This window comes from Pseudomonas salomonii (genome assembly GCF_900107155.1).
Lineage (GTDB): Bacteria > Pseudomonadota > Gammaproteobacteria > Pseudomonadales > Pseudomonadaceae > Aquipseudomonas > Aquipseudomonas salomonii.
Map to the genome: position 1 here is coordinate 324,915 of NZ_FNOX01000005.1, position 22,736 is coordinate 347,650.

At 61.4% G+C, this 22,736-nt stretch carries 24 protein-coding genes and 1 riboswitch; of the genes, 19 read left to right on the top strand and 5 right to left on the bottom strand.

Annotated features, from left to right (window positions below; translation table 11 throughout):
- Positions 1–309 precede the first annotated feature (309 nt).
- The 5 genes from BLV67_RS13890 (at position 310) to BLV67_RS13910 (ending at position 4,927) form a co-directional block, all read left to right on the top strand.
- Positions 310–1,350 carry a DUF2066 domain-containing protein gene (locus tag BLV67_RS13890; protein ID WP_069788061.1) on the top strand — a complete coding sequence of 347 codons (1,041 nt, stop codon included), beginning with the start codon at positions 310–312 and terminating at the stop codon, positions 1,348–1,350.
- 53 nt (positions 1,351–1,403) lie between these two features.
- Positions 1,404–2,477 carry an AI-2E family transporter gene (locus BLV67_RS13895; RefSeq protein WP_056861686.1) on the top strand — a complete coding sequence of 358 codons (1,074 nt, stop codon included), beginning with the start codon at positions 1,404–1,406 and terminating at the stop codon, positions 2,475–2,477.
- Positions 2,478–2,680: 203 nt separating this feature from the next.
- On the top strand, positions 2,681–3,385 hold the full coding sequence (gene hda / locus BLV67_RS13900; protein WP_065929787.1) for a DnaA regulatory inactivator Hda: 705 nt from the start codon (positions 2,681–2,683) through the stop codon (positions 3,383–3,385).
- Positions 3,386–3,598: 213 nt separating this feature from the next.
- Positions 3,599–4,243, top strand: coding sequence for a C40 family peptidase (locus BLV67_RS13905; protein WP_065929786.1), 645 nt, complete (start codon positions 3,599–3,601; stop codon positions 4,241–4,243).
- Between the two features lie 144 nt (positions 4,244–4,387).
- Positions 4,388–4,927: a C40 family peptidase gene (locus BLV67_RS13910; protein WP_065929785.1), complete on the top strand. Its 540-nt coding sequence runs from the start codon at positions 4,388–4,390 to the stop codon at positions 4,925–4,927.
- Positions 4,928–5,063: 136 nt separating this feature from the next.
- Here the strand turns inward: BLV67_RS13910 and BLV67_RS13915 are convergent, their stop codons facing one another.
- On the bottom strand, positions 5,064–6,377 hold the full coding sequence (locus BLV67_RS13915) for a PQQ-dependent sugar dehydrogenase (protein WP_065929784.1): 1,314 nt from the start codon (positions 6,375–6,377) through the stop codon (positions 5,064–5,066).
- 99 nt (positions 6,378–6,476) lie between these two features.
- A riboswitch (cobalamin riboswitch) is annotated at positions 6,477–6,727 on the top strand.
- A gap of 79 nt (positions 6,728–6,806) precedes the next feature.
- Here BLV67_RS13915 and cobO point away from each other — a divergent pair.
- The 13 genes from cobO (at position 6,807) to BLV67_RS13985 (ending at position 18,558) form a co-directional block, all read left to right on the top strand.
- Entirely contained in the window at positions 6,807–7,418 is a 612-nt protein-coding gene (gene cobO, locus BLV67_RS13920; protein WP_010208674.1) for a cob(I)yrinic acid a,c-diamide adenosyltransferase, read from the top strand.
- A complete protein-coding gene (locus BLV67_RS13925) occupies positions 7,415–8,812 on the top strand; it encodes a cobyrinic acid a,c-diamide synthase CobB (RefSeq protein ID WP_069788062.1) in 1,398 nt (465 codons plus the stop codon). The genes cobO and BLV67_RS13925 overlap by 4 nt, the downstream gene beginning before the upstream one ends.
- On the top strand, positions 8,809–9,459 hold the full coding sequence (gene bluB, locus BLV67_RS13930; protein WP_069788063.1) for a 5,6-dimethylbenzimidazole synthase: 651 nt from the start codon (positions 8,809–8,811) through the stop codon (positions 9,457–9,459). Before BLV67_RS13925 ends, bluB begins: the two co-directional genes overlap by 4 nt.
- The gene (gene cbiB, locus BLV67_RS13935) at positions 9,456–10,364 is read left to right on the top strand and encodes an adenosylcobinamide-phosphate synthase CbiB (RefSeq protein ID WP_065929781.1); all 909 of its coding nucleotides are present in this window, start codon (positions 9,456–9,458) and stop codon (positions 10,362–10,364) included. Before bluB ends, cbiB begins: the two co-directional genes overlap by 4 nt.
- Positions 10,357–11,346 carry a threonine-phosphate decarboxylase CobD gene (gene cobD / locus BLV67_RS13940; protein ID WP_069788064.1) on the top strand — a complete coding sequence of 330 codons (990 nt, stop codon included), beginning with the start codon at positions 10,357–10,359 and terminating at the stop codon, positions 11,344–11,346. Before cbiB ends, cobD begins: the two co-directional genes overlap by 8 nt.
- Entirely contained in the window at positions 11,343–12,794 is a 1,452-nt protein-coding gene (locus BLV67_RS13945) for a cobyric acid synthase (RefSeq protein WP_069788065.1), read from the top strand. The genes cobD and BLV67_RS13945 overlap by 4 nt, the downstream gene beginning before the upstream one ends.
- Positions 12,795–13,272: 478 nt before the next feature.
- Positions 13,273–13,794, top strand: a complete 522-nt coding sequence (cobU, locus tag BLV67_RS13955; protein ID WP_065929778.1) for a bifunctional adenosylcobinamide kinase/adenosylcobinamide-phosphate guanylyltransferase — start codon at positions 13,273–13,275, stop codon at positions 13,792–13,794.
- Positions 13,791–14,846, top strand: a complete 1,056-nt coding sequence (gene cobT, locus BLV67_RS13960) for a nicotinate-nucleotide--dimethylbenzimidazole phosphoribosyltransferase (protein WP_069788066.1) — start codon at positions 13,791–13,793, stop codon at positions 14,844–14,846. Before cobU ends, cobT begins: the two co-directional genes overlap by 4 nt.
- The gene (cobC, locus tag BLV67_RS13965) at positions 14,843–15,418 is read left to right on the top strand and encodes an alpha-ribazole phosphatase family protein (protein WP_069788067.1); all 576 of its coding nucleotides are present in this window, start codon (positions 14,843–14,845) and stop codon (positions 15,416–15,418) included. Before cobT ends, cobC begins: the two co-directional genes overlap by 4 nt.
- A gap of 2 nt (positions 15,419–15,420) precedes the next feature.
- Positions 15,421–16,149 (top strand): adenosylcobinamide-GDP ribazoletransferase, encoded by a 729-nt coding sequence (locus BLV67_RS13970; protein WP_069788068.1) that lies wholly within the window; start codon positions 15,421–15,423, stop codon positions 16,147–16,149.
- Positions 16,150–16,191: 42 nt separating this feature from the next.
- Positions 16,192–16,596 carry a MarR family winged helix-turn-helix transcriptional regulator gene (locus BLV67_RS13975; RefSeq protein WP_017134898.1) on the top strand — a complete coding sequence of 135 codons (405 nt, stop codon included), beginning with the start codon at positions 16,192–16,194 and terminating at the stop codon, positions 16,594–16,596.
- 64 nt (positions 16,597–16,660) lie between these two features.
- On the top strand, positions 16,661–17,860 hold the full coding sequence (locus BLV67_RS13980) for an MFS transporter (protein ID WP_167365881.1): 1,200 nt from the start codon (positions 16,661–16,663) through the stop codon (positions 17,858–17,860).
- Between the two features lie 149 nt (positions 17,861–18,009).
- A complete protein-coding gene (locus BLV67_RS13985) occupies positions 18,010–18,558 on the top strand; it encodes a glutathione peroxidase (protein WP_065929773.1) in 549 nt (182 codons plus the stop codon).
- A gap of 63 nt (positions 18,559–18,621) precedes the next feature.
- Here the strand turns inward: BLV67_RS13985 and BLV67_RS13990 are convergent, their stop codons facing one another.
- The 4 genes from BLV67_RS13990 to BLV67_RS14010 all read right to left on the bottom strand — a co-directional run bounded on the left by BLV67_RS13990 (position 18,622) and on the right by BLV67_RS14010 (position 21,800).
- Positions 18,622–19,923: an OmpP1/FadL family transporter gene (locus BLV67_RS13990; protein WP_056861448.1), complete on the bottom strand. Its 1,302-nt coding sequence runs from the start codon at positions 19,921–19,923 to the stop codon at positions 18,622–18,624.
- A gap of 146 nt (positions 19,924–20,069) precedes the next feature.
- Positions 20,070–20,552 carry a hypothetical protein gene (locus tag BLV67_RS13995; RefSeq protein WP_056861447.1) on the bottom strand — a complete coding sequence of 161 codons (483 nt, stop codon included), beginning with the start codon at positions 20,550–20,552 and terminating at the stop codon, positions 20,070–20,072.
- Between the two features lie 276 nt (positions 20,553–20,828).
- Entirely contained in the window at positions 20,829–21,053 is a 225-nt protein-coding gene (locus BLV67_RS14000) for a hypothetical protein (RefSeq protein ID WP_005790139.1), read from the bottom strand.
- A gap of 441 nt (positions 21,054–21,494) precedes the next feature.
- Complete coding sequence (locus tag BLV67_RS14010; RefSeq protein WP_065929771.1) at positions 21,495–21,800, bottom strand: hypothetical protein; 306 nt, start codon at positions 21,798–21,800, stop codon at positions 21,495–21,497.
- A gap of 461 nt (positions 21,801–22,261) precedes the next feature.
- On the opposite strand from BLV67_RS14010, the gene BLV67_RS14015 reads away from it, so the two are divergent.
- The gene (locus BLV67_RS14015; protein ID WP_056861445.1) at positions 22,262–22,585 is read left to right on the top strand and encodes an SEL1-like repeat protein; all 324 of its coding nucleotides are present in this window, start codon (positions 22,262–22,264) and stop codon (positions 22,583–22,585) included.
- The last annotated feature ends 151 nt before the right edge of the window (positions 22,586–22,736 follow it).

Sequence of the window (22,736 nt, forward strand, 5' to 3'; positions counted from 1 at the left end):
GGCGCTTTTGATAAAAGGCCCAGCCGCTGACGGTCTGCGAAGGCGCGCGATTTTATCAGGCTTGAGGGGCAGCGGCCATCCTCGGGCCGACGGGCAGGGCCATATAGCTTAAAAAAGCCGGTTAAAAAAATGCTAATCGAGCCGGTAATGGCGTGTATTAAGGTATAGCCTTTAACCCGCTATCGTTATGACAGTACAAAAACTGCCATGACCCTGTGAATGTTTTACCGGCTGCTGTGGTCACAGCCTTGCCAAGCCGAGTTCACGCGGTCTGTTCCAGCCGCTAAATTTGTCGTTCGGGAATCTTCCATGCGTCTGTGTAATGTCTTCTTTGTAGGCTGCTTGTCGTTGGTCAGCCTGGCGAGTCATGCCGAAACCCTCAATGGCCTTTATCAAGTACTTGAACCGGTTGCCAGCCAGTCGCCCCAAGAGCGTGACCAGGCCACCCAACGCGCCGTGCAAACCCTGGTGATCCGCCTGACCGGCGATGCCAAGGCCGCCGAAGGCCAAGGCCTGGCGGCGATCCGCAAAGACCCGCAGCAAATCATCAGCCAATACGGCTACGACGCCGGCCCGCCGGAAAGCCTGCAAGTAGACTTCGACCCCGTGAGCACCGATCGCGCCCTGCGCGAAGCGGGCCTGTCGATCTGGGGCAGCAATCGGCCGTCGATCCTCGGCTGGTGGCTCAACGATTCCACTGACGGCAGCAGCCTGGTCGGTGATGGCCAGGCGATAGCCGGTGCACTGCGCCGTGCCGCGCAACACCGCGGCTTGCCGTTGCGTTTGCCGCTGGGTGATCTGGATGAGCAAGTCGTCGCCACTGCACCGAATCTGGAAAGTGCCGACGCCACGCCCTTGCGCGCCGCCTCCGAACGCTACGGCGCCGACGCCTTGCTGGCCGTGCACGCGCGCCAGGAAGGCAGCCAGTGGCAGGCCAAATGGCGCCTGTGGTTGGGCGACAAGAGCGAGCAGGGCACCGCCCAAGGCGCTGACACTGGCGCGGTGGCCGATGCCGTGATGTTGGCGGTCAGTCAAAAACTGGCCCCACGCTTTGCCGTCAAGCCAGGTGTGAGCACTGAACAGCTGCTCGAAGTGCAGGGCATGAACCTGGAGCGCTATGCCGCTTTGGGCCATCTGCTTGAACCCTTTGGCGCTCAGCCGCAGTGGGTGGACGGCAATCGCATTGTGTATCGGGTCAACGGCAGTGCTGATCAGTTGCGCACGCAGTTGAGCCTGGCCAAGTTGCAGGAAGTGCCTGCGGGCGAAGCGCCGGTTCAACCGCCGGTCGCCGATGGCACGCAGCCGCCGGCGGCCCCGGAGCCGCAGGCGCAGTTACGTTTTCGTTGGTAGGTGATCTTCCTTCTATATAGATAGAAGGAAGCAAATGAGAGATGGAGTGGTTTATGGCGGATACGCGTCGTTGGGTGTGGCTTGGTGGGGTTGTCCTGCTGTGCGTTTTTGTGTTCTTGCTGCATTCGATCCTGACGCCGTTCCTGGTCGCGTTGCTGCTCGCCTATCTGTTCGATCCCGTCGTGGATCGCCTGGAGAAAGCCGGTTTGTCGCGAACCTTGGGCGTGGTTGCGGTGTTTGCACTGTTCACGCTGATTATCACCGCCCTGGTGCTGGTGTTGGTGCCGATGCTGGCCAAGCAGCTGTTTCGCCTCTATGAGCTGGCGCCGCAAATGCTCGACTGGTTGCAGCACACGGCCATGCCGTGGGCCCAGGCCAAGCTGGGGCTGGCGGATGGCTTCTGGAAGTTCGACAAGGTCAAGGCGGCGATCAGTGAGCATATGGGCCAGACCACCGATATTGTCGGTGTGGTGCTCAGCCAGGCCACGGCCTCCAGCCTTGCCTTGATCGGCTGGTTGACCAATCTGGTGTTGATCCCGGTGGTGGCGTTCTACCTGCTGCGGGACTGGGACATCATGATGGCCAAGATCCGCAGCCTGCTGCCACGCAACAACGAAGAGCGCATCGTTTCCCTGGCGCAAGAATGCCATGAGGTGCTCGGCGCGTTCGTACGCGGCCAGCTGCTGGTGATGCTGGCACTGGGGATCATCTATGCCGCGGGCCTGATGGCAATTGGTTTGGAGCTGGGGCTGTTGATCGGTTTGATCGCAGGCTTGGCGGCCATCGTGCCGTACATGGGCTTTGTGATTGGTATCGGTGCGGCGCTGGTGGCCGGGTTGTTCCAGTTTGGCGGCGACCTGTACCCGATGCTTGGGATTGTCGCGGTGTTCATGGTCGGCCAGGCCCTGGAAGGCATGGTGCTGACGCCGCTGCTGGTGGGTGACCGCATTGGCCTGCACCCGGTGGCGGTGATCTTTGCGATCCTCGCGGGCGGTGAGCTGTTTGGTTTTACCGGCATCTTGCTGGCACTGCCGGTGGCAGCGGTGATCATGGTGTTGGTGCGCCACGTGCATGATCTGTATAAGGATTCGGACGCGTATACCGGGGTTGAAGACCCGGATCTGTAACCGCTTCGCAACAAACCCGGCCCAAGCCGGGTTTGTTGTTTCTGGGGCGGGGTGTCAAACAATTTGCGCAAATCGCCCCAAGTTAACGCAAACCTTTGATTTTGCTTGTGGTCTGCTGCATTGTGCGCCCGGCTTCACGGGTATAAACTTTGCAAACTTTACACAGAGGCCACTAACGGTTCGTTTGGAGCCGTTCAGTCAGCATGAAACCGATTCAGCTGCCCTTGGGTGTGCGTTTGCGTGACGACGCCACCTTTATCAATTACTACCCAGGCGCCAATGCCGCTGCACTCGGCTATGTCGAGCGGCTCTGCGAAGCCGACGCCGGGTGGACTGAAAGCCTGATCTATCTGTGGGGCAAACACGGCGTGGGGCGTACCCACCTGTTGCAGGCGGCCTGCCTGCGCTTCGAGCAGATGGGCGAGCCGGCAGTTTATTTGCCGCTGGCTGAGTTGATGGACCGTGGCATCGGCATCTTCGACCACCTTGAGCAATACGAACTGGTGTGCCTGGATGACCTGCAGGCCATCGCCGGCAAGGCAGAGTGGGAAGAGGCGCTGTTTCACCTGTTCAACCGCCTGCGTGACAGCGGCCGGCGCTTGTTGATTGCTGCGTCCACCTCGCCGCGTGAGCTGCCGGTGAAGCTGGCTGACCTCAAGTCACGCCTGACCCTGGCGCTGATCTTCCAGATGCGCCCGCTCTCCGATGAAGACAAGTTGCGTGCCCTGCAACTGCGCGCATCGCGTCGCGGTCTGCACCTCACCGACGAAGTCGGGCACTTTATCCTCACCCGTGGCACCCGCAGCATGAGCGCGTTGTTCGAGTTGCTCGAACAGCTCGATCAAGCCTCCTTGCAGGCGCAACGCAAGCTGACCATTCCGTTTCTCAAGGAAACCCTCGGCTGGTAGCCAGCCCTTGTCCAGCAAGGTTTTCGGCAACTTACAGGCGCCAGAAAACCTGCGTTTGGGCCGGTTTGGCCACGCAACAGGCATAAATAGGGTGTTAAGGGCTTAGATGTCATCGTCCAAACAAGAAGTCACATAGAGCACGATTGAATTTGCAAATCGATGTGATAGAGGGCATAGTCTCGACTTCTTTACACATCAGCCACGGTCGTGCCCATGCTAAATCGCTTCGCACCCCTCGTGCCCCTCGCACTCGTTACCCTGTTGTTTGGTTGCGCCACCCACACTCAAAACGTGGCTGAGCAGCAAAAACCGGCACAACAGTCCCAGGCCAAATTTGTTGCAGCGCAGTCTTCCACTGTTTATGAGGAAGCTCTTTATAAAGAAGAGCAGGCAACCGAAAAAGAACTCGCCGCCTTTGCTGGCAGCAAGCCTTACCAGCTCCCGGTCCTGGCCGACAGCATCCTCGAGCGCGGCATGTCCCTGATCGGTACCCGTTACCGTTTCGGCGGTACCTCCGAAGCCGGTTTCGACTGCAGCGGCTTTATCGGCTACCTGTTCCGTGAAGAAGCCGGCATGAATTTGCCACGCTCGACACGCGAAATGATCAACGTGGATGCACCGTTGGTCGCACGCAACAACCTCAAGCCGGGTGATCTGCTTTTCTTTAGTACGGCAGGCCGTGGTCGTGTAAGCCACGCCGGTATCTACCTGGGCGATAACCAGTTTATCCACTCCAGCAGTCGTCGCAGTGGCGGTGTTCGAGTCGACAACCTGGGCGACAGCTACTGGAGCAAGACCTTCATCGAAGCCAAGCGCGCACTCGCCATGGCCCCGACTACGGTTACCGCTAGTAAGTAAAGTTAAAGTGATACTTGAAGTTTGACGTGTAAGCGCTAGAATCCCTGGACATTGTTGTAATCCGTTCGCGCGAGCTTTGCTTGCGCGTTCTGGTTTTCAGCGTTCGGCAGCCAAAGCCGCATCCAGATCAGGATTGTTCTGCCCATGTCGACCTCAGCACGCCTCATTCTTCTTGTTTGCGCCGCGCTCCTCAGCGCCTGCGCAAGCCGTCCACCGCCGCCTGCGCCTGTTGTGGTCAAGCCCAAGCCGGTGTTCAACTATTCCACCCAGAATTTCTCGCCGGCTGCTGAAGACGTGCTCTTCCGTGCGCTGGGCCTGGTCGGCACGCCTTATCGTTGGGGCGGCAACACGCCGGACTCCGGGTTCGATTGCAGTGGCCTGATCGGCTTTGTCTACCGTGACGCCGCCGGCATCAGCCTGCCGCGCACTACCCGCGAACTGATCGTGATGCGCGCTCAGGATGTGAGCGAAAACAACCTGCAAACCGGCGACCTGATCTTCTTCGCCACCGGCGGCGGCTCCCGAGTAAGCCACGCAGGTATCTACGTGGGTGAAGGCCGATTCGTACACGCGCCGCAAACGGGCGGTACGGTGAAGTTGGACACCTTGTCCAAGGCCTATTGGCAGAATGCCTACCTGAGCGCCAAGCGCGTGCTGCCGGCGAGCCTGGCGCGTAATCCGTAACTTGGGCAATTCCAAGTGTGAGAGCTGGTTGTGTGGGAGCTGGCTTGCCTGCGATACAGGCGACTCGGTCTGTCATTAAACCGAGGCGATACCATCGCAGGCAACCCAGCTCCCACATGAGCCCCATACAAGGCAGTTACTTAGCTGCCGACACCCGCCACACCTTATTCCCCACATCATCGGCCACCAGCAAATCCCCCTGCTGATCAATCACCACGCCCACCGGCCGGCCCATGGCTTTCTCGTCTTTATTGAGAAAACCGGTCAGCACATCCACCGGCTGCCCCTTGGGTTGCCCCCCTTCGAACGGCACGAAAATCACCTTGTAGCCACTGTGCGGCTTGCGGTTCCACGAACCATGCTGGCCGATGAATGCGCCGTTGCTGAATTGCGCCGGGAGTTTGCTACCCTCCGCAAAGGTCAGTCCCAGGGACGCGGTGTGCGGCCCCACGGCATAGTCCGGCGCAATGGCCTTGGCGACCAGGTCGAGGTTTTGCGGCGAGACGCGCACGTCCACATGCTGGCCGTAATAGCTGAAGGGCCAGCCATAAAACGCGCCATCTTTGACCGAGGTGATGTAGTCCGGCACCAGGTCGCTGCCGATCTCATCGCGCTCGTTGACTGCCGTCCACAGCTTGCCGCTCTGCGGTTCCCACGCCATGCCATTGGGGTTGCGCAGGCCGGAAGCGAAAATTCGGTGCTCGCCCGTGGCGCGGTCCACCTCCCAGATCGCCGCGCGGCCTTGTTCCGCTTCCAGGCCGTTTTCGCCGACGTTGCTGTTGGAGCCGACACTCACATACAGCTTGCTGCCGTCCTTGCTGGCCACCACGTTTTTGGTCCAGTGGTGGTTGATGCTGCCGCCGGGCAGGTCCACGACTTTGGTGCCGGCTGCCTTGATCGCGGTTTCGCCCGGCTGATAAGGGAAGCGCAGCAGCTTGTCCGAGTCGGCGACGTACAGGTCGTTACCCACCAGTGTCATGCCAAACGGCGAATTGAGGTTCTCCAGAAACACTGTGCGCGTCTCCGCCACGCCATCATGGTCGGCATCGCGCAGCAGTGTGATGCGGTTCGGGCTTGGCACGCCCGCGCCGGCGCGGCCCATGACCTTCTCCATCACCCAGCCGCGAATGCCGGTGGCGTCGTCCGGCTTGGGCGGCGAGTTCGTTTCGGCGACCAGCACATCACCATTGGGCAACACGTAGAGCCAGCGCGGGTGATCCAGGCCTTCGGCAAACGCCGCCACTTGTGTACCGGCGGCGGCTGTCGGCTTGGCGCCGTCCGGCCATCCGATCGCCGGGGCGATGTTGACGGTGGGGATCAGGGTTTTGTTCGGCTCCGGCAGTTTGGGCGATGGCCCGGTGCCGTCCGAGACCTGCAAGGTAGAGCTTTCACCGCAGGCGGCGAGGGTGCCTGCCAGCATGATCAGTAAGGCGAGTCTGGTTTTGTGCATGGTTTTCTCCTTAATACCTGTAACGGTAGAGAAGCACGGCAGTCGGATGGTTCAAGTGCAAGGCCAGCTTTAATTGACGCTCCACCCCCAACCCACTAACCTTCGCCGCTTGTTCCAGGTGCTCTGTGGCCGATGTGCCGACAGAGTGAAACAGGGAAGCCGGTGAGTGAGCGCGCTTGTACACAGCGCAGCCGCAATTCCGGCGCTGCCCCCGCAACGGTAAATGAGTCAAAACGGTGCCTTTTGCCACTGTATCCGCGTGATATGGGAAGGCGCGCCGTTGGCCTGCTCGCGCTATAAGCAGAGCGCCACTTATGAGCCCGGAGACCGGCCTGGATCATCCAACAGCATCACGGTGGGCGATGCTTGGCTGTCTGTTTTTCTTTTTTCCTGCCCGCCGTTTTTGTCCAGCCCCAACGGAGAGCTGCCATGACTGATTCCCCCGACCGCGACGAACGCCACCTGGCGCGCATGCTGCGCAAAAAAGCCGTGATCGACGAGCGTATCGCCAATTCCCCAAACGAGTGCGGCTTGCTGCTGGTGCTGACCGGTAACGGCAAAGGCAAAAGCAGCTCGGCGTTCGGCATGCTCGCCCGCGCCATGGGCCACGGCATGCAATGCGGCGTGGTGCAGTTCATCAAGGGGCGCAACAGCACCGGCGAGGAACTGTTTTTCCGGCGCTTCCCCGAGCAGGTGCGTTTCCATGTGATGGGTGAAGGCTTCACCTGGGAAACCCAGGACCGTCAGCGCGATATCGCCGCCGCCGAAGCCGCCTGGGCGGTTTCCCGCGAATTGCTGCAAGACCCGTCCATCGGCCTGGTGGTGCTGGACGAGCTGAACATTGCGCTCAAGCACGGCTACCTCGATCTGGACCAGGTACTCAGCGACCTGCAGGCCCGCCCACCCATGCAGCACGTTGTGGTGACGGGCCGTGGCGCCAAGCCCGAGCTGATTGAAATGGGCGACACCGTCACCGAAATGGGCATGCTCAAGCACGCGTTCCAGGCCGGTATCAAGGCACAGAAGGGCGTCGAACTTTGAACCAGCCCCGTCATTGCCCAGCCGTATTGATCGCCGCACCGGCGTCCGGCCAGGGCAAAACCACCGTCACCGCCGCGCTCGCCCGCTTGCACCGCAACCTGGGGCGCAAAGTGCGCGTGTTCAAATGCGGGCCGGACTTTCTCGACCCTATGATCCACGAGCGTGCCAGCGGTGCGCCGGTGTATCAGTTGGACATGTGGATGGTGGGCGAGCAGGAAAGCCGCCGGTTGTTGTGGGAAGCGGCGGGCGAGGCTGACCTGATCCTCATCGAAGGCGTAATGGGGCTGTTTGACGGCACGCCCTCGAGCGCCGACCTGGCGCGGCACTTTGGTGTGCCGGTGCTCGGTGTGATTGACGGCACCGCCATGGCCCAGACCTTCGGTGCCCTGGCGCTGGGCCTGGCGCGTTATCAGCCGGACTTGCCATTCGCCGGTGTGCTGGCCAATCGCGTCGGCACCTTGCGTCATGCGCAGTTGCTCGAAGGCAGCCTCACCGAAGGCCTGCGCTGGTATGGCGCGTTGTCCCGTGAAACGGGGATTGAATTACCGAGTCGTCACCTGGGCCTGGTGCAAGCCAGTGAACTCAATGACCTTGATGCCCGTCTGGACGCCGCAGCCCAGGCGTTGGGCAGCAGCTGCGAAGTGGCGTTGCCGCCGCCGGTGACCTTCGCCGCGCCGCAACGGATTGAAGCTGAGCCGCTGTTGGCCGGTGTGCGCATTGCCGTGGCCCGTGATGAAGCCTTCGCGTTCACCTACGGCGCCGGCCTGGATCTGTTGCGGGCAATGGGCGCAGAGCTGATGTTTTTCTCGCCGATCCACGATCGCCAATTGCCCGACGCCGACAGCCTCTACCTGCCCGGTGGCTATCCCGAATTGCATCACCAGGCACTGTCTGAAAACACCCCGATGCTTGCGGCTATCCGCGCCCATCATGCGGTTGGCAAACCGCTGCTGGCTGAATGTGGCGGCATGCTCTACCTGTTGGATTCGCTCACCGACGTGCACGGCACCCGTGCCGAACTGGTCGGCCTGTTGCAAGGCGATGCGGTGATGCAAAAGAAACTCGCGGCCCTGGCCCTGCAAAGTGTCGATTTGCCCGAAGGCGTGCTGCGCGGTCACACCTATCACCATTCCCTGACCAGCACCGAATGGCAGCCGATTGCCCGTGGCCTGAGCCCCAATGGCGGGCGCGGGGCGGAAGCGGTGTATCGGCAGGGGCGGATGACGGCTTCTTATGTGCACTTTTACTTTCCGTCCAATCCGACGGCGGTGGCCGCGCTCTTTGCGCCGAGCATTGAGACCGCTATCGCAGCGATGCGGCGACCCGACAAGCCAGCTCCCACAGGGGAATGCATTGCAAATGTGGGAGCGGGCTTGCCCGCGATAGGGCCATGACCAACAACGCCTATCCCCACGCCGACCGCCAAGCCGTCTACCGCGCCATCGCCGAACGCCGCGACATGCGCCACTTCACCGGCGGCACGGTCGCGCCCGAATTGCTGCACCGCCTGCTCCAGGCCGCACACCAGGCGCCCAGCGTGGGCTTGATGCAACCCTGGCGGTTTATCCGCATCAGCGACCGTCAACTGCGTGGGAAAATCCAGCAATTGGTGGAGGAAGAACGCGTGCGCACCGCCGAAGCCTTGGGCGAGCGCTCCGACGAATTCATGAAGCTCAAGGTCGAAGGCATCCACGACTGCGCCGAAGTCTTGGTGGCCGCGTTGATGGATGACCGCGAGCGCCATATTTTTGGCCGGCGCACCTTGCCGGAGATGGACATGGCGTCGTTGTCCTGCGCGATTCAGAATCTCTGGCTGGCCGCCCGTGTCGAGGGCCTCGGCATGGGCTGGGTCTCGCTGTTCGAGCCACAGGCGCTGGCCGACCTGCTGGGCCTGCCGCCCGGCGCCAAACCCCTGGCCGTGTTGTGCCTGGGCCCGGTCGCCGAGTTCTACCCGGCACCGATGTTGCAACTCGAAGGCTGGACCGAACCACGGCCGCTGAGTGACATGTTGTATGAAAATGTGTGGGGAGTGAGTCAATGAGTGTGGCCTTGCTGTGTGTCGCTGCGGTGGCGCTGGATGCGCTGCTGGGCGAACCCAGGCGCTGGCATCCGCTGGTGGCGTTCGGCAATTTCGCCGGGCGCATCGAGCAACGTTTCAACACCGGTGGCCGTGGCTGGCGCAGCCACGGCGTGACCGCATGGTTTATCGCCGTGGTGCCGCTGACGCTGCTGGCCACTGCGTTGTCATGGGCGCCCTATATTGGCTGGGTCCTGGAAATCCTGGCGCTGTACCTGGCGCTCGGCATGCGCAGCCTGGGTGAGCATGTGATGCCGGTTGCGCAGGCGTTGCGCAGCGGTGATCTGGATGAAGCGCGCAAACGCGTGAGTTATCTGGTCAGTCGCCAGACCAGCGAGCTGGACAGCACCGAAGTCGCCCGCGCCGCCACCGAGTCAGTGCTGGAGAACGGCAGCGACGCGGTGTTTGCCGCGTTGTTCTGGTTTGTGGTCGCCGGTGTGCCGGGCGTGGTGTTGTACCGCCTGAGCAATACCCTCGACGCCATGTGGGGCTATCGCAATGAACGCTTCGAGCGCTTCGGCTGGGCAGCGGCGAAGATCGACGATGTGCTCAACTATATTCCTGCACGGCTGGTGGCGCTGACCTACGCCGTGTTGGGCAAAACTCGCCTGGCGCTCAGATGCTGGCGCACCCAGGGCCCAACCTGGGACAGCCCCAACGCGGGTCCGGTGATGGCGGCCGGGGCGGGCGCCTTGGGCGTGGAACTGGGTGGCGCGGCGATCTATCACGGCGAGCTGCATCAACGCCCGCAATTGGGCGAAGGCCCGGCCGCCGATGCCGACGCCATCGACCGTGGCTGGCAACTGGTGCAGCGTGGCGTTTGGTTATGGCTGTTGATCCTCTGCGCGGGGGCGCAATGGTATGCTTGAGCACGGTGGGCGACTGCGTAAGGCGGTGATTGAGTACGGGATTGCCGAGGCCGATTGGCTCGACCTGTCCAGCGGCCTCGCGCCCTGGCCCTGGCCGATCCCCGAGATCCCGTTGCGCGCCTGGGCGCGTTTGCCGGAAGCCGATGACGGCCTGGAAAAGGCCGCCTGCGACTATTACGGCGCCGCCCACCTGCTGCCGGTGCCGGGCTCCCAGGCGGCGATCCAGTTGCTGCCGCGCCTGCGCCGCTCCGGCAAGGTTGGCGTGTTGTCGCCCTGTTACGCCGAACACGCCGAAGCCTGGCGCCGCGCCGGGTATGTGGTGCGCGAAGTGCAGGAGCAGGAAGTCGACTTCTTTCTCGACAGCCTCGACGTGCTGGTGGTGGTCAACCCCAACAACCCCACCGGCCTGAGCCTGAGCCCGCAACGCCTGCTGGACTGGCACGCGCGGCTGGCCCAGCGCGGCGGTTGGCTGGTGGTGGACGAGGCGTTCATGGACGTCACTCCAGAGCTGAGCCTGGCCGGCCATACCCATCATGTCGGCCTGATCGTGTTGCGCTCGTTCGGCAAATTTTTCGGCCTGGCCGGTGTGCGCCTGGGCTTCGTGCTGGCCGAGCGCAGGTTGCTGCGGCTGTTGGCCGAGCAGGTTGGGCCGTGGGCCGTCAGCGGCCCGACCCGTGTACTCGGCCAAGTGTGCCTGGGTGATACCGCCGGGCAGGTTCGTCAGCGTGAGCGCTGTATCGAAGCGGGCCGGCGCTTGTTTGACCTGCTCGAACGCCACGGTTTTCAACCCCACGGCGGCTGCGCCTTGTTCCAGTGGTTGATCACCCCACACGCCGAACGCATGCATGAATTCATGGCCCAGCGCGGCATTCTGCTGCGCCTGTTTATCCACGACAGCAGCCTGCGCTTTGGCTTGCCCGATACTGAGGCAGATTGGCTGCGACTCGACGAAGCCCTGGCCGTCTACAAGGACGCCCCATGAGTACGCTGATGGTGCAAGGCACCACCTCCGACGCGGGCAAAAGTACTCTGGTGACCGCGCTGTGCCGCTGGCTGGTGCGCCAGGGCATCGCGGTGGCGCCGTTCAAGCCGCAGAACATGGCGCTCAACAGTGCCGTGACCGCTGAAGGCGGCGAGATCGGTCGCGCCCAGGCGGTGCAAGCCCAGGCCGCCAACCTCGCACCGCACACCGACATGAACCCGGTGCTGCTCAAACCCAACAGTGACACCGGTTCCCAAGTGATCATTCACGGTCGCGCCGTGACCAGCATGAACGCCGTGGCTTATCACGACTATAAAGCCATCGCGATGCAGGCGGTGCTGGCCTCCCACACACGCCTGAGCGCGGCCTACCCGGTGGTGATGGTGGAAGGCGCGGGGTCGCCTGCGGAAATCAATCTGCGCGCCAATGACATTGCCAACATGGGGTTTGCCGAAGCGGTGGACTGCCCGGTGCTGTTGATTGCCGACATCAATCGCGGCGGCGTGTTCGCCCATCTGGTCGGCACCCTGGAATTGCTTGCGCCGACTGAACAGGCGCGGGTCAAGGGCTTTATCATCAACCGGTTTCGCGGCGATATCGCCTTGCTGCAGCCTGGCCTCGACTGGCTGGAAGCGCGCACCGGCAAGCCCGTGGTGGGCGTGCTGCCTTACGTGATGGACCTGCACCTGGAAGCCGAAGATGGCATCGACCAGCGCCAGATCGACAAGGCCGCGCAAGTGCTCAAGGTGGTGGTGCCGGTATTGCCGCGCATCAGCAACCACACCGATTTCGACCCGCTGCGCCTTCACCCGCAGGTGGATTTGCAGTTTGTCGGGCCGGGCCAGCCGATTCCGCCGGCCGACCTGATTATCCTGCCGGGCTCCAAAAGCGTGCGCAGTGACCTGGCCTATCTGCGTGCCAACGGCTGGGACACTGCTGTGGCTCGGCACTTGCGCTACGGTGGCAAGGTGCTGGGGATTTGCGGCGGTTTGCAGATGCTCGGCGAGCAGCTGCATGACCCGCTCGGGCTGGAAGGGCCGGCTGGTTCCAGTGAAGGCTTGGGGCTGCTGGCGTTCAGTACGACGCTGGAGGAGGAGAAGCAACTGCGCAATGTGCGTGGGCGTTTGTTGCTGGAAGATGCCGAGGTCAGTGGCTATGAGATTCACGCCGGCGTGACGTGCGGTGAAGCGCTGGCGAACGCCGCCGTGCAGCTGGATGATGGCCGCAGTGACGGCGCCCAGAGTGCCGACGGGCAGATCCTCGGCACCTACCTGCACGGCCTGTTCGAAAGCCCCGCCGCGTGCAGCGCCTTGTTGCGCTGGGCTGGGTTACAGGACGTGCAGGAGGTGGATTATCACGCCTTGCGCGAGCGCGATATCGAGCGTTTGGCGGACCTGGTGGAAAACCACCTGGATACCGCGTTGTTGCGCAAGCTATGCGGGCTTTAACCGTGCACACACAATCCAACTGTGGGAGCTGGCTTGCCTGCGATGGCGGTTTGTCGGTGTACATATCCGTAAGCTGGGTAACGGCCACTTATGGTTCCGCTCTTACAGCGGGTCACTTTTGTAAAGACACAAAAGTAACCAAAAAGTCTTCGCCCCACCACTCGGCACCTCGCCTGGGCTCGGTGTGCCCGAACGCAGGCTTGAATCCGTGGGCCGCCGCGATGGGCCATCCTTGGCCCAGCGCGGCTAACCCGGCGTCCTGCCGGGTTACCCACGGCTTCAAACCTGCGTTCGGCCAGCGTGGTTTAACGGGGCGACTGAGATCAACATCAAAAGCCAGATCAAAAGCAGATCTGCCTTCCTGTGGGAGCTGGCTTGCCTGCGATGGCGATGGCTCGGCTACTGCATGCCCATCTGGTTCACCCCATACGCCGCTGCACACCCCAACCTCTCCACCCGCCGAACAAGGCGCTATCCCATGCATCAACTAATCCTCGGCGGCGCCCGCTCCGGCAAAAGCCGCCTGGCCGAAAAACTTGCCAGCGACAGCACCTTGCCCGTCATCTACATCGCCACCAGCCAACCGCTGGACGGCGAGATGAGCGCACGCGTCGCGCATCACCGTGAGCGGCGTCCCGATCATTGGGGCCTGATTGAAGAGCCCATCGAACTGGCTCGCGTACTGCGCGAAAACGCCGCTGCCGGGCGTTGCCTGCTGGTGGATTGCCTGACGCTGTGGCTCACCAATCTGCTGATGCTCGAAGACCCGGCGCGCCTGGCGCTGGAGCGCGATCAATTGCTGCACGCACTGGCAGCGCTGCCGGGAGAAATCATTTTTGTCAGCAACGAGACCGGAATGGGTGTCGTGCCGCTGGGCGAATTGACTCGCCGCTATGTGGATGAAGCCGGTTGGCTGCATCAAGCCTTGGCCGAGCGGTGTCAGCGTGTTGTCCTGACGGTCGCCGGCCTGCCCCTGACTTTGAAAGGTACTGCGTTATGACTGACACCTGGTGGCTCAACCCCTGCAAGGCCGTCGACACGGCGGCGCACGAACAAGCGCTGGCGCGCCAGCAGCAGCTGACCAAACCGGCCGGTTCGCTCGGCCAGCTCGAAGCTGTAGCGGTGCAACTGGCCGGCCTGCAAGGCCAGGTCAAACCGTTGGTGGACCACGTATGGATCGCCATTTTTGCCGGTGACCATGGCGTGGTCGCCGAGGGCGTGTCGGCGTTTCCCCAGGAAGTGACCGGGCAAATGCTGCACAACTTCGTGACCGGCGGTGCGGCCATCAGTGTGTTGGCACGCCAGCTGGATGCGCAGCTGGAAGTGGTCGACCTCGGCACAGTGACGCCGTCCCTGAACCTGCCCGGTGTGCGTCACCTGAACATTGGTGCGGGCACTGCCAATTTCGTCAACGGTCCGGCCATGACCGAAGCTCAGGGGCGCCTGGCACTGCAAGCCGGTCGTGACAGCGCACGTCGCGCCTTGGAAAGCGGCGCCCAGCTGTTTATCGGTGGCGAAATGGGCATCGGTAATACCACCGCCGCCAGTGCCTTGGCGTGCGCGCTGCTCGATTGCAAGGTCAGCGACCTCACAGGCCCGGGCACCGGTTTGAACGCCCAGGGCGTCAGCCACAAGGTAGCGGTCATCGAGCGCGCACTGGCCCTGCATGCCGAACAGCGCGATGACGCATTGCATACCTTGTTCAACCTCGGTGGGTTTGAAATCGCCGCCTTGGTCGGTGCTTACCTGGCCTGCGCACAAGCAGGTATCGTCGTGCTGGTGGACGGGTTTATCTGCACCGTCGCCGCACTGGTTGCCTCGCGCCTGAACCCGGCGTGTCGCGAATGGCTGGTGTTCGGCCACGGTGGCGCCGAGCCGGGCCATCGTCATGTGCTGCAACACCTTAGCGCCGAACCCTTGCTGCAACTCGGCCTGCGCCTGGGTGAGGGCAGTGGTGCCGCGCTGGCGGTGCCGTTGTTGCGCCTGGCGTGTGCGCTGCACGGGCAAATGGCGACATTCGCCGAAGCGGCCGTGGCAGACCGCCCGGCATGACCTTGCACCTGGACCTCTTGCGCCACGGCGAAACCGAGCTGGGTGGCGGTCTGCGCGGCAGCCTCGACGACGCCCTGACCGACAAGGGGTGGGCACAGATGCGCGCCGCCGTGGCAGAGCAAGGGCCGTGGGATCGCGTGATCAGTTCGCCGTTGCAACGTTGCGCGCTGTTCGCCCAAGAGTTGGGCGCACGCCTCGATGTGCCGGTGAGCCTGGAAAAAGACCTGCAGGAATTGCACTTCGGCACCTGGGAAGGGCACAGCGCAGCGGCGCTGATGCAAACCGACGCCGAAGGGCTGGGCCTGTTCTGGGCCGACCCCTACAGCTTCACACCGCCTGAGGGCGAGCCGGTCAGCGACTTTTCCCGCCGTGTCCTGGGCGCCGTCTCACGCTTGCATCAGGCCTATGCCGGTGAGCGTGTGTTGCTGATCAGCCACGGTGGCGTGATGCGTCTGCTTTTGGCGCAGGCGCGAGGTTTGCCACGTGAGCAGTTATTGAATGTCGAGGTCGGCCACGGTGGGCTGTTCAGCCTGCAAGTCGCCGCCGATGGCGTGTTGAAGGAAGGAACCTGACGATGCTGCCGTTCTGGATCGCCCTGCAATTTCTCAGCAGCCTGCCGATTCGTTTGCCGGGCATGCCGCAGCCTCAGGAATTGGGGCGTTCGCTGCTGTTTTATCCCGTGGTCGGGCTGTTGTTCGGCGTGCTGTTATGGGCGCTGAACAGCGTATTGATGGGCGCGCCGTTGTTGCTGCATGCCGCCTTATTGCTGACGGCGTGGGTGTTGCTGAGCGGTGGCCTGCACCTGGACGGCCTGGCGGACAGCGCCGATGCCTGGCTCGGTGGCTTCGGCGACCGCGAGCGCACCCTGTCCATCATGAAAGACCCGCGCAGCGGGCCGATTGCCGTGGTCACCCTGGGTTTGGTGCTGTTGCTCAAGTTCACCGCGCTGGTGGCGCTGATCGAGCAACACAATGGCGCGGCATTGATCCTGGCGCCGTTGATCGGGCGTGCTTCGATGTTGGCGCTGTTCCTGACGACACGCTACGTGCGTGCAGGCGGTCTGGGTCAGGCGCTGTCGGACCATTTACCGCGAGTTGTCGGCCAACAGGTGCTGATCCTCAGTGGCCTGGCCTGCATCCTGATCGGCGGTTTCAGCGGTGGCCTGGCGGTTTTGCTGGCGGCGCTGTGTTTTATCGGCCTGCGCCACTTGATGGTCAACCGGTTGGGCGGCACCACTGGCGACACAGCCGGTGCGTTGCTGGAGCTGCTGGAAGTCGCGGTATTGATCGGTTTGGCCCTGTAACACTTTCTTGCATTTCCTTAATCGCGGGTATATACACGTTCCATGCTTGCCTCCCAATGTTTATGCACCAACCTGCGACGTGCCGCCCGTGGCGTCAGCAGGCATTACGACGGCGCTCTCGACGGCTTCGGGATCAACGTCGCCCAGTATTCTTTGCTGTGCAACTTGCAGCGTCTCGACCAACCGAGCATCTCCAGCCTGGCCGACGCCATGGGCCTGGATCGCAGCACCCTGGGGCGCAACTTGCGCGTGCTGGAAGGCGAAGGCCTGGTGCAGTTGGTCGAGGGTGATGACTTGCGCAACCGCCTGGTGCTGCTGACGCAAGCCGGCGAAGAGCGGCTGGCAGCGGCGTTACCGGCGTGGGAAGCGGCGCAGCAAAAATTGATTGATCAGTTAGGCGCCGAAAAGCGCGAAACCTTGTTGGCCTTGCTGGATGAACTCGCCTGAGCGCGGGTTTGTTCAAATACAAGCGGGTATATACCCGCGAGCGGAGAATAAGAACATGACCTCGATGTGGCGCACCAGTGGTTGGATCCTTGTGGGGAGTGCGCTGATCCTGGCGTTGTCCTTGGGCGTGCGGCATGGTTTTGGGCTGTTCCTGGCGCCGATGAGCAACGAGTTTGGCTGGGGGCGCGAGACGTTTGCCTTCGCCATCGCCTTGCAGAACTTGATCTGGGGCCTGGCGCAGCCGTTTACCGGCGCCCTGGCCGATCGTTTTGGCGCGACCAAAGCGGTGTTTGTCGGCGGCGTGCTGTACGCCGTGGGCCTGGTGCTGATGGGCATGTCCGATTCGGCGTGGTCATTGTCGTTGAGTGCCGGCCTGCTGATTGGTATCGGCCTGTCGGGCACCTCGTTTTCGGTGATTCTCGGCGTGGTCGGCCGCGCCGTACCGCCGGAAAAACGCAGCATGGCCATGGGCATCGCCAGCGCCGCAGGCTCGTTCGGCCAGTTCGCCATGGTGCCCGGCACCTTGGGTTTGATCGGCTGGCTGGGCTGGTCGGCCGCCCTGTTGGCACTGGGCCTGATGGTGGCGCTGATTCTGCCGCTGGTGGCGATGCTCAAGGACAAGCCGCTGCCGGTGGTGACCGGCCAGCAAACCTTGCGTGAAGCCTTGAAGGAAGCCTGTTCCCATTCCGGTTTCTGGCTGCTGGCATTCGGTTTCTTTGTTTGCGGTTTCCAGGTGGTGTTTATCGGTGTGCACCTGCCGGCGTATCTGGTCGACCAGCACTTGCCCGCCACGGTGGGCACCACGGTGCTGGCCTTGATTGGTCTGTTTAATGTGTTCGGCACCTACACTGCCGGCTGGCTCGGCGGGCGCATGTCCAAGCCGCGCTTGCTCACCGGCCTGTACCTGCTGCGTGCGGTGGTCATCGTGTTGTTCCTGTGGGCGCCGGTCACCGAAGTCTCGGCCTACCTGTTTGGCATGGCCATGGGCTTTTTGTGGCTGTCCACGGTGCCGCTGACCAACGGCACCGTCGCAACCTTGTTTGGTGTACGAAACCTCTCGATGCTCGGTGGGATTGTGTTTCTGTTCCACCAACTCGGCTCGTTCCTCGGCGGCTGGTTGGGCGGGGTGGTCTATGATCGAACCGGCAACTACGATTTGATCTGGCAGGTGGCGATTCTGCTCAGCCTGCTCGCCGCCGCGCTGAACTGGCCGGTGCGCGAGCGCCCGGTGGCGCGCTTGCGGGCGCAGATGGAGGCGGCATGAGTGTGACGGCACGGTGTTTGACGGTAGCGGCGCTGGTCGTGCTGATGCTGCTGGCCTGGTGGGGCTGGCAGCGTGGTGGGCTGGCGTTGATGCAACTGGGTATGTCGATCTGTTAAGTTCGTGGTCTGGAAATGTTAAGGACTCACGACATGCAGATGCGCTGGCTTGCAGTACCCGTCCTGATGGCCATTGGCAGTGTTGCCATGGCCGCCAATTGCCCGCCGTTGCTTGAGGGCCAATTGCCCAAGCTGCGCGCCAAGGAATCCATTGATCTGTGCCAGCGCTTTGCCGGCAAACCCCTGGTGATCGTCAACACCGCCAGCTTCTGCGGCTTCGCGCCGCAGTTCAAAGGCCTCGAAGCCTTGTACCAGCGCTACAAGGGCCAGGGCCTGGAAGTGATTGGCGTGCCGTCCGATGACTTCAAGCAGGAAGCCAAGACCGGTGAAGAGACCGCCAAAGTCTGTTACGTGAATTACGGCGTGACCTTCACCATGACCGAGCCGCAAAAAGTCAAAGGGCCGGACGCGGTGCACCTGTTCAAGGTCCTGGCACAGCAGACCAGCGCGCCAAAGTGGAATTTCTACAAGTACGTGGTCGATCGCCAGGGCAAGGTGATTGCCAACTTCTCCAGTTTGACCAAGCCGGACAGCCCGGACCTGATCAAGGCAGTGGAAGCGGCATTGGCTTCCAAGCCCTGATCGTCGGGCATTAAAAAGCCCCGCCTCCTGTGCAGGAGGGCGGGGCTGTTTATACAGCGTGAATCAGAACTTGTACGTCATGCCCAGGCCGAAGCCGTTGGCGCTGTTTTCGTACTTGGACGCGTAGGTCTGGCCCAGCGCGTTCTGCTTGTTGACCTTGACCGGCTCTTCCTTGAGGTAGGAGTACGCCAGGTCGATGGTCATATTGTCCATCACAGCGTAGCCAAGGCCGACGCTGAAGATGGTCCGGTCACCGGTCGGAATACGCGGCGAACGGTCGGTGTTGTTGGTGGGCGACTGGTCAAAGGTCAGACCGGTGCGCAGTACCACTTGTTTGGTGACCTGGTACGAAGTACCGATAGCATAGGCCCAGGTGTCGTGCCAGTTTTGCGGCTCTTTGATCTGGCCGACGATCTGAGGTGCGAGCGCACCGCCTGCACGGGTCACGCCTTCGTTGTTGACGGTAATGTCTTTCAGGCGGCTCCAGCGTGTCCAGGTTGCGCCGCCGTATAATTTCCAGTCGCTGCTCAAGTCTTGAGTGACCGAGGCGTCCCAGGATTCAGGGGTGTCAACTTTCAGCGACGCGTCGTAACGACCGGCACCCAGGTAGGCCGCTGGAACGCCGGTGCCTGGAGTGACCTCTGTATGGCCCTCAAGCTTGTACTTCACTTTCGAGTGATACGTCAGGCCCACGCGGGTGGTGTCGGTGGCTTGCACCAGGATACCGGCGTTGAAGCCCAGGGCAGTGTCGTCGCCTTTGACTTTGACTTTGCTGTCACCCGTGCCTGCGAGGCCAGGCAATGGCAGCAAACCAAGGTTTGGCTGCGACTCAAGCGTGCCGGAGATGCGGTTGATGGTCGGACCAAAACCGATCGACACTTTGTCGTTGAAGGCGTAGCTCACAGTCGGCTGGAAGGTGATGACCGCCACTTCACTTTTGTTGCCGAATGCTCGGCCCTGGAAGCCGCGTTCATAGTCAGTCTTCAAGCCGAACGGCGCATAAACGCCAAAGCCGATTGCCCACTGGTCGTTAAGTTTGTTGGTGTAGAAACCAAAAGGGACGGCGGTGAACGGCACCATGTCGCCTTTGTTGCTGCCGCGTGAGCGACCGCTGGCGTCCTTGATGTCGGTAGAAGCGTCAATGGCTGCGACACCACCGGTGATTTGCTGGCCTTCAAGGCGAGCCATGCCGGCAGGGTTACCATAGACAGTACTGGCGTTATCGGCAGAAGAAGAACGGCCTGCGAAACCTGTGCCCATACCCGCGACGTCTTGCTCGTTAAGGGCAAAGCCGCTCGCGAACAGTTGGGTGGAGGCCATTGCAACGGCGAGGCTAAGTGTGGTCTTGAGCATTACTTTTTTCATTATTAGAACTCCGTGGTGATCACCGCTGCGGAAAGTAACAATAAATTTAGGTTAGCGCTATAGGCTGTAATGCAGGAGATAGAGCGGTTTTGTAGGACAATCCGACCAAAATCAACGTTTTTAGCCGAACCTTGCGCAACGCCTGATCAACAAGTGACCTGATTCATGGGTGAAACACAGGTTTGCCAGGCTTGGGTGAAATCCCGCAGCCGCCCTTGAGGGTGAAATATTTCTTTCCAGATACGCGCCATGGCCAGTACATCGCCCGGCGCCGGCAGGGCAGGGCTGTGTTGCTCCACCAGCAGCCAGGCAATCGCAGTGGCGTAACGCAGGTTGACGGTCAGCTCAAGCTGGGGCGCACTGAGGAATGCGTGCTGGCTGGCCAGGCCGCGTACCAGGCTGGCGCGCTCGGGGTCGCGCGCCAGGTAGTGATCCCAAAGTGCGCGGTGGCGCGGTTCCGTGATGCTGTACAGGCCGTGGCCACGGCGGTCGTGCAGGGCGGAGCCGAGTTCCGACTGGCTGGCGGCAATGCCCAGCAGCAGGGCTTCGGCGGTCGCGTCATGGCGGCCGAGGTAAATCAACGTCGGCCGGATCACATAACGACACAATTCGCTGGCGGCGATACCCATACAAGCCTCGGTCCATGAAAGTGGTCGACGGTGCCTGAGAGGGGGCTTGGCAGCTGTGGATCGGATCTCAGGCCCGTCGCAAGCGGATCATGCCGCTTGAGTTGAAGTGTAGTGTCATATTCACGATGTAAAGGACTGTTTTTAAAACATCTTCTTCATTTAGTTATAACGTTTATATCTATTTGAACTTAGGCAAAATGTTTCGATGGCAAATTTCAGGCAATAAAAAACCCTGCTGTTTAAACAGGGTTTTTGTGTTTCAGCGACTCGGGTCGATCAGGCAGTCAGTGCCTGACGGGTACGCTCGATCACGGCCTGCAGCGGCTCTGCGCTGGAGTATTGATCGGGGTACAGGCGTTCGCTGTGACGAGCGATGCCGTGTTCGTTGACCAGGGTGAAGCTGAAGCAGCCTTTGCGAGCGGCCATGATCAGGCAGTTCATTGGTGCAAAAGCGTTGGTGAGGGTGCGAATGGCATCCTGAGTATGGATTTGAGCGTTCATATTATTGGTGTTCCTACAAATGACACGGATAAGAACCGTGCAGCGTTAAAACGTTCCAGTAACGTTGATCACCATTGATCAAACGAAGAACCCGACTGGAACAAAGCAGCCAGTTTGAAGCGCTATTAAGTTGGCGCGCTTGGGCTGGCAGGTAGGTACTTAGGAGGGCAGGCAACACAACAGGGGCAAAGGTTCTGGGCCCAGGGTGAAGATCCTGATCAATTTGCAGGTTGGTTCGGTCAGAGTATTGAGACTTCGCGGCACCCTTTGCATGTTCAAAGGCAGTGTCGTCGCAAGTGATACCTGGAAACCATCGAGGTGGTCGATCCCGTGTTGTTCAGGGGAGTTGTTCGACCAGAATTGACTTTCAGCTTGGTACTAACGCCGCGGATAGTAACGGATCGAAACCGGGAAGGGAAGCGGCTGAGCAAAAAACTTTTATCAGCCGCCGAGCAAGCCGCGATAGACCAGTACCGTCACGGCGGCGGCCAACGAGCAACCCAGGCCGTAGGCCGCGAGGGTCAGGCGCCAGGAGCGGCCGGCCTCGATCACCTTCATTACGTCGCGCATGTCATTGACCCGTCCGTCACCCAGCTCAATGCACAGGCTGACGGCAGTAAAGGCCGCCGATAACAGGATGGCGATGGCGAACAACGCGCCGTCAGGCGAGGGCAGCGCTGCATTGATGCCCAGTGAGGTCGCGCAGATGGCGAGCAGCAACACGGCAAACAACAGGATTCCTTTCATCAGCGCCTGCAGGAGAGTTACGTCGATGGGGGCATGAGTGTGGCGAGCCGAGGTGGATTTGAAAAGTCCTCTGTTCCGGCAGGCCGGTAACATTCCCGAGCGGGTTGAAGCAAAAAACGTCAGTGATATAACCAGTGGATGGGTACTTGTGCACATTAGTTGCGCGGTGTGTAACCACTCTGTCAACTGCCCGAAAGCGCCCTTGTTTGCCTGCAACGAAAATTTAAGTCAATGAAAAACATCACTTTTTTTTATTGGTGAAAAAATCGTCAGTTTGACTGCGGCCCACGTTTCATGGGGCTTTGCGCGGGTTCAAGGTGGGTTGTCCACTGAGTTATCCACAGCTTCTGTGGATTGTCCCGAGCGCTTGCTCTAGAACGGGCGCGTAGGATTTTTCCAGCTTTACCTGCGCGAAAAAAAGAGTAGAGTGGCGCGCCTTCCAATCTGTCCCACAGTGCTTTATGAAGTTTCGCTCAGTATCACCTTCTGTTACCGACACCCCTCAAACTGTTACCGCACCCAAGCGCTTTTCGCTGAAGGTTGCCTTGTGGCTGCTCGACAGCCCGCGGTTGGGGCACAACGCCAACATCAAGCACTTCGCCGGGCGCCTGCTCAAGCAGCCTGCCCGCGATGGCGTCGTCGCCGCCCAAAGCCGCCTGGGCCAGTTGATGTGCCGCGAGTGCGGCAACGCCCGTGACCGCCGCATTGGCCACGACCTGCTGCGCCTGGCCGCCCGTGCCGGTGACCGCCGCGCCCTGCGCGAGCTGGGGCAGGTCGAAGACTGAGCTGTCCTCAAGCCCCGCGCTTGGTTAACCTTGCTCCTTTTCGGTGATGGCAGAAATGGCTATGGTTTTTGACTGGACCAGTATTGCCTTGGGTCTGGCGGGTGCAGCAGTGCCTTTATTGGCCCTGTGCTGGCAGATTCAACGACGACTG

Bases quoted from the DNA above. Each gene is read 5' to 3' on its own strand.
- BLV67_RS13910 (WP_065929785.1), top strand. From the start codon at position 4,388: ATGTCGACCTCAGCACGCCTCATTCTTCTTGTTTGCGCCGCGCTCCTC.
- bluB (WP_069788063.1), top strand. From the start codon at position 8,809: ATGACCAACAACGCCTATCCCCACGCCGACCGCCAAGCCGTCTACCGC.
- BLV67_RS13990 (WP_056861448.1), bottom strand. From the start codon at position 19,923: ATGAAAAAAGTAATGCTCAAGACCACACTTAGCCTCGCCGTTGCAATG.
- BLV67_RS14015 (WP_056861445.1), top strand. From the start codon at position 22,262: ATGAAGTTTCGCTCAGTATCACCTTCTGTTACCGACACCCCTCAAACT.
- cobC (WP_069788067.1), top strand. From the start codon at position 14,843: ATGACCTTGCACCTGGACCTCTTGCGCCACGGCGAAACCGAGCTGGGT.
- BLV67_RS13980 (WP_167365881.1), top strand. From the start codon at position 16,661: ATGTGGCGCACCAGTGGTTGGATCCTTGTGGGGAGTGCGCTGATCCTG.
- cobO (WP_010208674.1), top strand. From the start codon at position 6,807: ATGACTGATTCCCCCGACCGCGACGAACGCCACCTGGCGCGCATGCTG.
- BLV67_RS13975 (WP_017134898.1), top strand. From the start codon at position 16,192: ATGCTTGCCTCCCAATGTTTATGCACCAACCTGCGACGTGCCGCCCGT.
- BLV67_RS13945 (WP_069788065.1), top strand. From the start codon at position 11,343: ATGAGTACGCTGATGGTGCAAGGCACCACCTCCGACGCGGGCAAAAGT.
- hda (WP_065929787.1), top strand. From the start codon at position 2,681: ATGAAACCGATTCAGCTGCCCTTGGGTGTGCGTTTGCGTGACGACGCC.
- BLV67_RS13970 (WP_069788068.1), top strand. From the start codon at position 15,421: ATGCTGCCGTTCTGGATCGCCCTGCAATTTCTCAGCAGCCTGCCGATT.
- BLV67_RS14000 (WP_005790139.1), bottom strand. From the start codon at position 21,053: ATGAACGCTCAAATCCATACTCAGGATGCCATTCGCACCCTCACCAAC.
- cobT (WP_069788066.1), top strand. From the start codon at position 13,791: ATGACTGACACCTGGTGGCTCAACCCCTGCAAGGCCGTCGACACGGCG.
- BLV67_RS14010 (WP_065929771.1), bottom strand. From the start codon at position 21,800: ATGAAAGGAATCCTGTTGTTTGCCGTGTTGCTGCTCGCCATCTGCGCG.
- cobD (WP_069788064.1), top strand. From the start codon at position 10,357: ATGCTTGAGCACGGTGGGCGACTGCGTAAGGCGGTGATTGAGTACGGG.
- BLV67_RS13995 (WP_056861447.1), bottom strand. From the start codon at position 20,552: ATGGGTATCGCCGCCAGCGAATTGTGTCGTTATGTGATCCGGCCGACG.
- BLV67_RS13890 (WP_069788061.1), top strand. From the start codon at position 310: ATGCGTCTGTGTAATGTCTTCTTTGTAGGCTGCTTGTCGTTGGTCAGC.
- BLV67_RS13915 (WP_065929784.1), bottom strand. From the start codon at position 6,377: ATGCACAAAACCAGACTCGCCTTACTGATCATGCTGGCAGGCACCCTC.
- BLV67_RS13895 (WP_056861686.1), top strand. From the start codon at position 1,404: ATGGCGGATACGCGTCGTTGGGTGTGGCTTGGTGGGGTTGTCCTGCTG.
- cobU (WP_065929778.1), top strand. From the start codon at position 13,273: ATGCATCAACTAATCCTCGGCGGCGCCCGCTCCGGCAAAAGCCGCCTG.
- BLV67_RS13985 (WP_065929773.1), top strand. From the start codon at position 18,010: ATGCAGATGCGCTGGCTTGCAGTACCCGTCCTGATGGCCATTGGCAGT.
- BLV67_RS13905 (WP_065929786.1), top strand. From the start codon at position 3,599: ATGCTAAATCGCTTCGCACCCCTCGTGCCCCTCGCACTCGTTACCCTG.
- cbiB (WP_065929781.1), top strand. From the start codon at position 9,456: ATGAGTGTGGCCTTGCTGTGTGTCGCTGCGGTGGCGCTGGATGCGCTG.